Below are 11,426 nucleotides of genomic sequence, written 5' to 3'. Positions count from 1 at the left end.
GTTTCCGTCGTAGCGAGCCGCCCATTATAGCGGACTTTTTCTTTCCGTCAACACCTCGTTTCCGAGGCCCTGACGCCGGTTCAACCCAAACCCGAAGGCTTTCCGCTGAACCGAGCCGCCCATCATAGCGGCTTTTTTGCGACCGTCAATACCTTGTTTCCGAGGTTTTTGACGTCCCTTCCGCACTGCTGTCGCGTTGCCGCGAGGCGTTGCGTCGGGGGAGGGAAAGTATGGCGCCAAACCTCGGCGATGGGAAGGGGGTGTGAAAGATTTTTTCGCCGCGCTGCGGGCCGATCGATGTGCAACCGGGCGTTATGTGATGGAGGTCCTGCAGTCGCCATGACGGCGTTGGGTCGGGCCGCCTCGTCTGCCTTGGCTCTGCCCCGCTAGCTAGCAACGGCAGCCAGTGGCGACGGATGCGTATCGCGGCCTCTCGCCGCCGATGAGCGCGCAGATCCGGTACAGAAGTCGGTCACGGCCACCGCCAACAAGCACGTCCTTCTATATCGAGCGCACTCGGACGCCGCCGTGCCTCAGGCCGCGACCAGGCTGACCCGCGCGAACGTGCGCTTGCCGACCTGCAGCACGCCCTGGAATCCAGGTCCGAAGCTCTGCTGCGGGTCCTCGACCACTTCGCCCTCGACCCGCACCGCGCGCTCCTTGAGCTTGCGGCTCGCCTCGGAGTTGCTCGCGGTCAGCCCGGCTGCGGTCAGCAGCGCCGCGATCCGCAGCCCTTCCGCCGGTACCGCCACTTCCTGCAGCGGCAATGCGCTGGTATCGCCCTGCCCGGTCACCACCGCGTGCCAGCCGGTGATCGCCTGTTCGGCCGCCGCGGCATCGTGGAAGCGCGTGGCCAGCTCGCGCGCCAGGCGCAGCTTCACGTCGCGCGGATGCAGCTCGCCGGCCTGCACCTGCCGCTTCAGCGACTGCGCCTCGGCCATGCCGATGTCGAAGGAAAGCAGCTCGATCCAGCGCCACATCAGGTCGTCGCCGATCTTCATGGTCTTGGTGACGATGTCGATGGCCGGTTCGCTGATGCCGATGTAGTTGCCGAGCGACTTGGACATCTTGTTGATGCCGTCCAGGCCTTCCAGCAGCGGCATCGTCAGCACGATCTGCGCCGTCTGCCCGTAGTGCTCCTGCAGGCCGCGCCCCATCAGCAGATTGAACTTCTGGTCGGTGCCGCCCAGCTCGACGTCCGCCTTCAGCGCCACCGAGTCGTAGCCCTGCACCAGCGGATACAGGAACTCGTGGATGGCGATGGACTGCTGCGCCGCATAGCGCTTGGCGAAATCGTCGCGCTCGAGCATGCGCGCCACCGTGTGCTGTCCGGCCAGGCGGATCATGTCCGCCGCATTCATCTGCCCGAACCACTCGGAATTGAAGCGCACTTCGGTGCGCTCGCGGTCGAGCACCTTGAACACCTGCTCCTCGTAGGTGCGCGCGTTGGCGGCCACGTCGTCGCGGGTCAGCGGCTTGCGGGTGACGTTCTTGCCGGTGGGATCGCCAATCATTCCGGTGAAATCGCCGATCAGGAAGATGACCTGGTGTCCCAGGTCCTGGAACTGGCGCATCTTGTTCAGCAGCACGGTGTGGCCGACATGCAGGTCCGGCGCGGTGGGGTCGAACCCGGCCTTGACCCGCAGCGGGCGACCCAGGCGCAGCCGCGCCTCCAGCTCCTCGCGCTTGAGGATTTCTTCGGCACCGCGGCCGATCAGGGCGAGAGACTCTTCGATCGTGGACAAAAGCGGAACTCCGGCTGCAGCGCCATCAACGGACGCGCATGATGTTAAGTGCAAGTTAATTGCCCGCCAAGCGAAAAATCGGAGGCGGCTCAATGGTTTGACGCGATGTTGCAGGGTGTTTATGGTAGCCGAGTTTTGAGCTCGCGCTTCGGGCTCGCCGAGGACCGCCGCATGCACAACACCGATCAGGAACGCATCCGCAAGGAACGTTTTCAGCAACGCCTCCACGTACAGCACGACACGGCCCTGCATCGGAAGCTCAGGCAACATCTCCCCGCCGCCTTCAACGAGCGCTGGAACCGGCGGCACTGGATCCACGCCAGCCTGTTCGCCACCATCGGCGCGCTGGCCGCCACCATCGTCCCCGGTTTCTCCAACGCGATCGACGTGCCGCTGCAGACCACGCACGCCACGCTGGCCCTGCCGCTGCCGCCGCTGTCGCTGGCGCAGCAGCAGGGCATGGTCGGCGACAGCTGGCAGGTGGTGCGCATCCGCCCCGGGCAGACCCTGGGTGCGGTGTTCGAGCAGCTCGACATCCCGGCCACGCTGATGCACCAGGTGCTCGGCCATCCGGGCACGCGCGATGCGCTGACCCGGCTGCGGCCCGGCGCGGAGATCGCGTTCGACCTGCCGGTCGGCGGCGGCCTGCGTGCGCTGCGCTTCGACCGCGATGCGACCCACCGCGTCGAGCTGACCCTGCACGGCGACGAGGTGCAGGAGAAGGTGATCGAGCGCGATACCAGCACGCGCACCGTGGTCACCAGCGGCCAGATCACCAGCTCGCTGTACGCCGCTGCGCGCAAGGCCGGGTTGCCGCCGTCGGCGATCGCGACGATGACCGACGAGATCTTCAAGTACGACATCGACTTCGACAAGGACCTGCAGCCGGGCGACCGCTTCAGCGTGGTGATGGACGAGACCTGGCGCGAAGGCGAGCGCATCGACACCAGCAAGATCCTGGCGGCCACGTTCACCACCGGCGGCAAGACCTACAGCGGCTTCCGCTTCGAGCGCAGCGGCAAGGCGGCCGAGTATTTCGACGTCAACGGCCGGCCGCTGAAGAAGACCTTCATCCGCATGCCGGTGGCCTACAGCCGCATCAGCTCCACCTTCGGCGCGCGCCGGCACCCGGTGCTGGGCACCATGCGCATGCACAAGGGCATCGACTACGCCGCCTCGTCGGGCACCCCGATCATGGCCGCCGGCGATGCGCGCGTGCAGTACGTCGGCACCCAGCGCGGCTACGGCAACGTGGTGATCCTGGACCATGGCAAGGGCTACAGCACCCTGTACGGGCACATGTCGCGCTTCGGCAAGATCAAGGCCGGACAACGCATCGACCAGGGCACGGTGATCGGCTACGTCGGCATGACCGGCCTGGCCACCGGCCCGCACCTGCACTACGAATTCCGCGTGGCCGGCGTACAGCGCAACCCGGCATCGGTGACCATGCCGCCGCCCGAACCGCTGGGCGGCGCCGAACTGGTGGCGTTCCGCGCGCAGACGTCGCCGGCGCTGGCGCGCATCCAGAGCGTGGAGAAGCTGATCTACGCCGATGCGGGCGCGGCGGACAAGAAGAAGGCCGTCGCCTCGGCCAAGCCGGCCGCGCGCGGCTGATACGCCGCCGCGGCTGCGCGGATTGACGCCCGGCCCCGGGATCGCCACGCTGCGGCGATTCCCATTCCCGGTGACGCGATGCTGCCCTTTCCCCTGACCGACGACGCGCTGTTCCTGGGCCTGATGTCGGGCACCAGCGCCGACGGCATCGACGCGGCGCTGGTGCGGTTCTACGCCGGCGATGGCCCCCGTCTGCAACTCGGGCGCACCTACGCGTGGACGCCGCGCCTGCGCGAGACGCTGGTGGCGCTGGGCGAAGGCGGCGACATCGGCTCGCTGGACGCGCTGGGCCGGCTCGATGCCCAGGTCGCGATCGCCTTCGCCGACGCCGCCAACCGCCTGCTGGAGGAAGCCGGCACGGACGCGGCGCAGGTAGGCGCGATCGGGTCGCACGGCCAGACCGTGCGCCACCGCCCGCTGGCCGATCCCGCCTTCACCTGGCAATTGGGCGACGGCAACCGCATCGCCGAGCTGACCGGCATCACCACGGTCTGCGACTTCCGCCGCCGCGACGTGGCCGCCGGCGGCCATGGCGCGCCGCTGATGCCGGCGTTCCACGTGGCCATGCTCGGCGACGCAGGCGAGGACCGCGCGGTGCTCAATCTCGGCGGCATCGGCAACCTGACCCTGCTGCCGGCACAGGGCACGGTGCGCGGGTTCGATACCGGCCCGGCCAACGCGCTGCTGGACGGCTGGTGCCAGCGCCATCTCGGCCAGCCGTACGATGCCGGCGGCGCGTTCGCGGCGAGCGGCCAGGTCGAAGAGACCTTGCTCGAGCGGCTGCTGAGCGACCCATGGTTCGCGCTGCCGCCGCCCAAGAGCACCGGCCGCGAGCAGTTCCACCTGCGCTGGGTCGACGAATACCTGGGCGACCCCCCGTACCCGGCCGCGGCGGTGCAGGCCACCTTGCTGGAACTGACCGCCGCCACCGTGGCCGATGCGCTGCTGGCGCACCAGCCGGCGACCCGACAGCTGCTGGTCTGCGGCGGCGGTGTGCACAATCCGGTGCTGCTGGCGCGGCTGCGGTCGCGCCTGCCGGGGGTGGCGGTGGCCTCCACGCAGACGCTCGGCCTGGACCCGGACTACGTGGAAGCGATGGGCTTCGCCTGGCTTGCGCGCGAAACCCTTGCGGGCCGCCCCGGCAACCTGCCGGCGGTCAGCGGCGCACGCGGACCGCGCGTCCTCGGCGCGATCCACCTGGCCTGAGCGGCCGCGCCCGGTTCAGAAGCCCGCGCCCGCCGGCAGCTGGCGCAACGCGGCGATGGCTTCGGACAGCGCATCCACTTCCGGATTCTCGAAGCCGCTGCGGACTTCGTGTTCGCTGGCGAACAGCCCGTGCTCGATCAGCGACAGCACGGTCTGGTGCTGGGTCCAGCCGCGCGCCACGGCGATACGGCGGATCCGCTCGACCAGGATGGGGTCGATGTCGCGCAACAGCAGATCGGTCATGCGGACTCCCGAAGCAGGCCTGACAACGGCGCGCCCCACGCGCCGCCGCCCATCATCGGCAACTCTTCCCGCGCTTTCAATCGCCGGCGGCGGCCGGTCCGGCCGCGCGCGCCCTCCACCCGACGAACGCGTTCCAGCCGCCGCGCATCCAGGCCCTGCCCTAGCTCGGCCATGCCCGCTTCCGCGTTCCCGGCGACCGCTCCCGGGTCCGTCCTGGATCCCGCAACGGCGCGACCGCTGTCACCGTCAGGCGGCCGCGGCGGTGCGACGGCGCTGCTGCAGTATCAACAGCGCACACAGGATCAGCACCGGGATCGCCATCAGGGCGGTGCCGATGAAGAACAGCGCGTAGCCGTCCAGCAGCGTGCGTCCCTGCGCCAGGGTCTGCACCGACCAGCCCGACAGGCCCTTCAGGGCCTTGCCGGGCATGGCGTAGAACGAACTGAGCAGCGCGTACTGGGTGGCGGTGTAACCGATGCTGGTCAGGCTGGACATGTAGGCGATCAGCGCCGTGCCGGCGAAGCCGTTGGCGAAGTTGTCGATCGCCATCGCTGTCGCGAAGCGCGGCAATTCCGCGCCGCCGTAAGCCAGCCAGGCGAAGGCCAGGTTCGAACAGGGGCCCAGCACGGCGCCGGCCATCAACGCGGTCAGCATGCCCCAGCGCACCGAAACCAGGCCGGCGGCGGCAATGCCGAGGAACGTCGCCACCAGGCCCACCGAACTACGCACGGCGCCCACGGTGTCTTCGGACAAGCCGAGGTCGACATAGAACGGGTTGGCCATCGGCCCCATCACGAAGTCGGCCAGGCGATAGATGCTGATCGCGAGCAGGATCAGGATCGCGCCGCTGCGGTGTTCGCGGACGAAGGCCACGAACGGGCCGACCACCGCGTCGAACAGGCCACGCGGCGTCCACAGCGGCACCGCCTGCGCCTGCACCGCGGCGACCTCGCGCGCCGGCTCGCGCGCCATGACCACGGCGACCATGCCCAGCGCCATCAGCACCGCCATCGCCTCGTAGGACACCTGCCAGCCGACCCGCGAGGCGATCAGCAGGATCAGCGCGTCGGTGACCAACAGCGCGGTGCGGTAACCCAGCGCCGAGGACGACGTCAGCAGGCCCAGCTGCTCGCTGTTGTCGGCGATCTCGATGCGCCAGGCATCGATCACGATGTCCTGGGTCGATGCGGCGAAGGCGACCACGACCGCCATCACCCCGAACACCACGATGTGCTTCCATGCGATGCCCAGGAACATCATGCTCCCCCCCTCGGGCTGGATCAGCGCCATGCCGACCAGGCCCGCCGCCACCACGATCTGCGACAGCAGCATCCAGCCCCGACGGCGGCCGAGCCTGCCGAAGCCCGGCACGTCGGTCTTGTCGACGATCGGCGCCCACAGGAACTTCAGCGAATAGGCCAGGCCGACCCAGGACAGGAAGCCGATCGTGCCCAGGTCGGCGCCTTCCTTGCGCATCCAGAAGCCGAGCGTGTTGCCGACCAGGTACAGCGGCAGGCCGGAACTGAAGCCCAGCAACAGCATCGCCAGCACCTTGCGCTGGCGCAGGTTGGCCAGCACCTGCTGCCAGGACTGGCGCGGCTTGGCGACCTGGCTCATTCGCGGTAATCCACCACGTACGGCGCATGGTCGGAGAAGCGCTGTGCCGTGTAGATCGAACACTGCTGCAGGCGCTCGCGCAGCGACGGGGTGACGAACTGGTAGTCGATGCGCCAACCGACGTTGTTGGCCCGCGCCGCGCCGCGGTTGCTCCACCAGGTGTAGTCCTGGCCTTGCGGATGCAGCGCGCGGTACGTGTCGACCCAGCCGCGACCGCTCGCCGGATCGGCCTCGTGCGCGTGGTCGGCGCACAGGCCGTTGAGCCAGTCGCGCTCGGGCGGCAGGCAGCCGGAGTTCTTCTGGTTGGATTTCCAGTTCCTGATGTCCAGCGCCGAACGCACGATGTTCCAGTCGCCGCACAGCACGTAGTCGCGGCCGCTGGCCAGCCATTCGGCCAGGATCGGCCGCAGCCAGTCCATCACCTGGAACTTGTAGCCCTGGCGCAGTTCGCCGGACGAGCCGGACGGGATGTAGAAGGACACCACGCTGAGGTTGCCGAACCGCGCTTCCAGGTAGCGGCCTTCCTCGTCGAATTCAGGCCAGCCCAGCGCGGTGCGCACCTCGTCGGGCTCGCGTTTGCTGTAGATCGCCACGCCGCTGTAGCCCTTCTTGGTGCTGGCATCGCGGAACCAGGCCCGGTAGCCGTCGGGCAGGAACGCCGCGCCGGACAGCTGGTGTTCCTGCGCCTTGGTCTCCTGCACGCACAGCACGTCGGCCTGCTGGGTGGAGAACCATTCGAAGAAGCCCTTGGTGGCGGCCGAACGCAGGCCGTTGGCGTTGAAGCTGATGATGCGCATGGAGAGCCGGGAATTGAGAATGGGGAATAGAGAATCGGCAAAGCGTACCCCAGTGAGACCGCGAAGACGGAACAACCGCTATGCTTTTAGCCATTCCCTATTCCCCTTTCTCCATTCCCGGCCCCGCAATGACCAACTACCGGCAGCGATTCCTGCAACTGGCCCTGGACGCCGACGCGCTGCGCTTCGGCGAGTTCACGCTGAAGTCCGGGCGGCTCAGCCCCTATTTCTTCAATGCCGGGCGTTTCGACTCCGGGGCCAAGATCGCCGAGCTGGCGGCGTGCTACGCCGACGCCGCCGACGCCGCCGGGCTGGACTTCGACCTGCTGTTCGGCCCCGCCTACAAGGGCATCCCGCTGGCGACCGCGCTGGCCAGCGAATACGCGCGCCGCGACCGCGACCTGCCGCTGGCGTTCAACCGCAAGGAAGCCAAGGCCCACGGCGAGGGCGGCAGCCTGATCGGCGCGCCGCTGGCCGGGCGCCGGGTGCTGATCGTCGACGACGTGATCACCGCCGGCACCGCGATCCGCGAGGCGCTGCAGATCATCCGCCAGGCCGGCGGCATTCCCGCCGCGATCCTGGTCGCGCTGGACCGGCAGGAGATCGCCGCCGAGCAGGATCGGCGCTCGGCCGCGCAGGCGGTGGCCGCCGAGGCCGGCATTCCTGTGGTGTCGGTCGCGCACCTGGGCGACCTGCTTGCATTCACCGCCGGAAACGCGGACCTTGTCGGTTTTCGCGAACCGTTGCTGGCCTACCGGGCCCGCTACGGGAGTGATCCATCAGGCTGACAGCAGGGGGCTGCCACGATGCCGATCCAACGACCATGGAGCGTGGCCTTGCTGGCCGCGCTCGCGCTGCCGGCGGCGGCGCAGAAGGCCGATGCGCCGGACAAGAAGCTGTATTGCTGGAACCAGGGCGGGCAACGCATCTGCAGCGACGCGCTGCCGCCGGAAGCGGTGAACCAGGCGCGCGACGAGTTCAATGCCACCAGCGGCGCGCGCAGCGGCGCGGTCGGGCGCGCGCTGACCGCCGAGGAACGCGCCGCCGCCGCCGCCGAGGCGGCGCAACGGCGCGCCGATGCCGCCGCCGAGGAAACCCGCAAACGCACCGACCAGGCGATGCTGCTGTCGTTCCAGACCGAGGACGAGCTGCGCCGCGTGTTCTCCGAGCGCACCGACATCGTCGACAACAACATCGACACCGCACGCTACAACGTCACCAGCCTGCGCGAGGGCCTGGTCGCGCTGCTGTCGGTGGCCGGAGAACGCGAACTGGCCGGGCAGAAGGTGCCCGAGAAGGTCGCCAACGACGTGCAGCAGCGCCATCGCGAACTGCTGTGGCAGCTGCGCATGCAGAAGAACTTCGAGCAGCAGCGGCTGGGGCTGAACCAGGAGATCGAGGCCACGCTGCAGCGCTACCGTGCGGCGAAGCAGCCGGGGACGCCGGTCGGCGGCTGAGGCCCGCTCCCCGCCCAACGCGTGGCTGTGCAGGAACGGTTCCATCGCCGTGGCCAGGCAATGGGGCCTTGCACCGCTTCGGATCATTCGACCGCAGCCTTTCCACGCCTCCTGGTTGCCACAGCGCCGGTTGCGGCCGTCAGCGGCCGGTTCCGCGTCGGGGCTGAAGCCCCTTCCACGCCCGTCCAGCCGACCCCCGAAGGGTTCCCTGTAGGAGCGGCTTCAGCCGCGACGAGCGGAGCGGCAGGCTTCCCGGCCGCAGAGGGCGTCGGGGCTGAAGCCCCTCCTACAGGAACCTGCGCCGGTCGAAACCCCGGAGGAACGCTGCCGCTCGACCTAGGACCATTGATCTGCACAGATGACGCCGAGCGCGCTTTTGCGCGCCCGCCGCCTCGCCCGGACTCAGAAGCCCGGCGCCAGCGACGGCAGCGCCGCCTGCAGATGGGCGCGGAACAGGTCCTTGATCCGCGCCAGCGCGGCGGCGTTGTCGGCCTCGAAACGCAGCACCAGCACCGGCGTGGTGTTGGAGGCGCGCAGCAGCCCCCAGCCGTCGCTGAAGTCGGCGCGCAGGCCGTCGATGGTGACGATGCGCGCGCCGTCGAACGCCGAGCCTTCCTGCTGTGCGCCGGCGACCAGCTGCGCCACCAGCGCATGCGCGTCCTGCCCGTCCAGCGGCACCTTGATCTCCGGCGTGGCGACGCTGTCGGGAAGCTCGGCCAGCACCTCGGACGGGGTTTCCTCGCGCTGGGCCAGGATCTCCAGCAGTCGCGCCGCCGCGTACAGGCCGTCGTCGAAGCCGTACCAGCGCTCCTTGAAGAAGAAATGGCCGCTCATCTCGCCGGCCAGCTCCGCATCGGTCTCGCGCATCTTCGCCTTGATCAGCGAGTGCCCGGTCTTCCACATCATCGGGCTGCCGCCGTTGCGCAGCACGTAGTCGGACAGCTTGCCGGTGCACTTGACATCGTAGATCACCAGCGCGCCCGGGTTGCGCTGCAGCACGTCGGCGGCGAACAGCATCAGCAGGCGGTCCGGGTAGATCATCGCGCCTTCCTTGGTGACCACGCCAAGACGGTCGGCGTCGCCGTCGAAGGCGATGCCCAGGTCGGCGTCGAAGCGCTTCACCGTCTGGATCAGGTCTTCCAGGTTGTGCGGTTCGCTGGGATCGGGGTGGTGGTTGGGGAAGGTGCCGTCGACGTCGCAGTACAGCGGGATCACCTCTGCGCCGATCGCCTCCAGCAGGCGCGGCGCGATCTCGCCGCCGACGCCGTTGCCGGCATCGGCGACGACCTTGAGCGGCCGGTCCAGCTGCACGTCGTCGGCGATGCGCTGGATGTACTCGTCGCTGACATCCTGCTGCTGCAAGCGTCCCGGCTCGTCGGCGACCGGCAGGCGGCCTTCGCTGATGCGCGCGTACAGGTCGGTGATCGCCTCGCCGGACAGGGTCTCGCCGCCGACCACGATCTTGAAGCCGTTGTAGTCCGGCGGATTGTGGCTGCCGGTCACCGCCACGCAACTGCCGGCGCGCAGGTGGAAACTGGCGAAGTACACCACCGGGGTCGGCGCCAGGCCGATATCGGTGACGTGGCAGCCGGCGCGGCGCAGGCCTTCGATCAGCCCGGCCGACAGCTCCGGCCCGGACAGGCGTCCGTCGCGGCCGACCACCACCTCGTTCAGGCCCTGCTCCTGCATCACCGCGCCGATCGCCTGGCCGATGAGCGTGGCGACCTGCGGGCTGAGGTCGCGGCCGACCACGCCGCGGATGTCGTAGGCGCGGAAGATGGCCGCCGGCACGTTGTGCGACGGCACCGGCTTGGCGACGGCCTCGGCATCGGCATCGACCGCGGCCGGCTGCGGCACCGGCTCCTGGGTCAGGCTCTGGCGCAGGGTCGGCGCATCGTCGTCCGCGCCCGCGGACGCGCGGCGGACGCGCAGGCCGCGTCCACGGCTACCCAGCAACGCGACCAGCGCCAACAGCGCGGTCAGGCCGGCGACGATTACGCACGGCAACGCGCCCAGTCCCAGCGGGCCGGGTTCGACGTCCGACAGCGCCGCGACCACGCGCAGCCCGGTCTTGCCCACCGGACGCGACAGCGCGTCGCCTCGCTCGGCCAGCGCGCTGTCGCCGGCGGCGATCACGTTGTAGCCGCCCTGGCGCAGCGCCAGATAGGCTTGTTCCGGCACCGGCGCCTGCGCCACCGGCGCGGTCAGCAGGCGCAGCGGCAGGCGCAGGTAGGCCACGCCGCGCTCGCCGCCGAGGGTCACCGGGGCCGCCAGCGCCAGCCGCGGCGCGCCGCCATCGCGCACCACCGCGCTGGCCACCGCGTCGGTCAGCAGCGCCTTCTCCAGCACCGCCAGGCGGCCATAGCCGAAGCGTCCGGCATCGGCGTAATGCGCGCTCAGGTCGCCGGCCAGCACCAGCGCCTCCTCGGCGTCCTTCCAGTTCTCGCGCAGCGCCTGCGCGGCGGCCGCGGCGTCGCCGCCGGTCAGTGCCGACTGCAGCGGGGCCTGCTGCAACAGTCCGGTCAGCCGCTTGCCGAGCCCGGCCATGGCCAGCGAGGTCTGCGCGACGGCGTCGTCGCGCGCCTGCTGCAACGCGGTCGAGCGCTGCTCGTGGCGCCATTGCTGCGCGCCGCTCCAGCCGAACCAGCCGGCCAACAGCGCCAGCAGCAGCGCCAGCAACGGCGCCGCCTTGCGAAACCCGGTCGGCGCCGGCCCACGTTGTGTTGCCTCGCTCATGCAGACGA

General features: G+C 69.6%; 10 protein-coding genes. 4 read left to right on the top strand and 6 right to left on the bottom strand.

What is annotated here, in order from left to right; genetic code table 11:
• Positions 1-533: 533 nt before the first annotated feature.
• Entirely contained in the window at positions 534-1,745 is a 1,212-nt protein-coding gene (gene tyrS, locus JR065_RS06125; protein WP_206233048.1) for a tyrosine--tRNA ligase, read from the bottom strand.
• Positions 1,746-1,916: 171 nt separating this feature from the next.
• On the opposite strand from tyrS, the gene JR065_RS06120 reads away from it, so the two are divergent.
• A complete protein-coding gene (locus JR065_RS06120) occupies positions 1,917-3,362 on the top strand; it encodes a M23 family metallopeptidase (RefSeq protein WP_206233047.1) in 1,446 nt (481 codons plus the stop codon).
• Positions 3,363-3,440: 78 nt separating this feature from the next.
• Positions 3,441-4,568, top strand: coding sequence for an anhydro-N-acetylmuramic acid kinase (locus tag JR065_RS06115; protein WP_206233045.1), 1,128 nt, complete (start codon positions 3,441-3,443; stop codon positions 4,566-4,568).
• A gap of 15 nt (positions 4,569-4,583) precedes the next feature.
• On the opposite strand, the gene JR065_RS06110 is transcribed toward JR065_RS06115, so the two are convergent.
• The 4 genes from JR065_RS06110 to JR065_RS06095 form a co-directional block, all read right to left on the bottom strand.
• Positions 4,584-4,811 (bottom strand): hypothetical protein, encoded by a 228-nt coding sequence (locus JR065_RS06110; protein WP_206233044.1) that lies wholly within the window; start codon positions 4,809-4,811, stop codon positions 4,584-4,586.
• A complete protein-coding gene (locus JR065_RS06105; protein ID WP_206233042.1) occupies positions 4,808-4,984 on the bottom strand; it encodes a hypothetical protein in 177 nt (58 codons plus the stop codon). The genes JR065_RS06110 and JR065_RS06105 overlap by 4 nt, the downstream gene beginning before the upstream one ends.
• Positions 4,985-5,057: 73 nt before the next feature.
• Positions 5,058-6,428: an AmpG family muropeptide MFS transporter gene (locus JR065_RS06100; RefSeq protein ID WP_206233041.1), complete on the bottom strand. Its 1,371-nt coding sequence runs from the start codon at positions 6,426-6,428 to the stop codon at positions 5,058-5,060.
• The gene (locus tag JR065_RS06095; RefSeq protein WP_206233039.1) at positions 6,425-7,225 is read right to left on the bottom strand and encodes an exodeoxyribonuclease III; all 801 of its coding nucleotides are present in this window, start codon (positions 7,223-7,225) and stop codon (positions 6,425-6,427) included. Before JR065_RS06095 ends, JR065_RS06100 begins: the two co-directional genes overlap by 4 nt.
• A gap of 128 nt (positions 7,226-7,353) precedes the next feature.
• Here JR065_RS06095 and pyrE point away from each other — a divergent pair, with 128 nt between their 5' ends.
• Entirely contained in the window at positions 7,354-8,013 is a 660-nt protein-coding gene (pyrE, locus tag JR065_RS06090; protein WP_206233037.1) for an orotate phosphoribosyltransferase, read from the top strand.
• 18 nt (positions 8,014-8,031) lie between these two features.
• Positions 8,032-8,682 (top strand): hypothetical protein, encoded by a 651-nt coding sequence (locus tag JR065_RS06085; protein WP_206233035.1) that lies wholly within the window; start codon positions 8,032-8,034, stop codon positions 8,680-8,682.
• A 402-nt stretch (positions 8,683-9,084) separates the two neighbouring features.
• Here JR065_RS06085 and JR065_RS06080 read toward each other — a convergent pair whose 3' ends face one another.
• Positions 9,085-11,418 carry a phosphomannomutase/phosphoglucomutase gene (locus JR065_RS06080; RefSeq protein ID WP_206233034.1) on the bottom strand — a complete coding sequence of 778 codons (2,334 nt, stop codon included), beginning with the start codon at positions 11,416-11,418 and terminating at the stop codon, positions 9,085-9,087.
• Between the last annotated feature and the right edge of the window lie 8 nt (positions 11,419-11,426).

This window comes from Xanthomonas sp. (assembly GCF_017163755.1).
GTDB lineage: Bacteria > Pseudomonadota > Gammaproteobacteria > Xanthomonadales > Xanthomonadaceae > Xanthomonas_A.
Note: the sequence above shows the minus strand (reverse complement) of the source record. Positions and strands in the feature narration are given on the sequence as shown.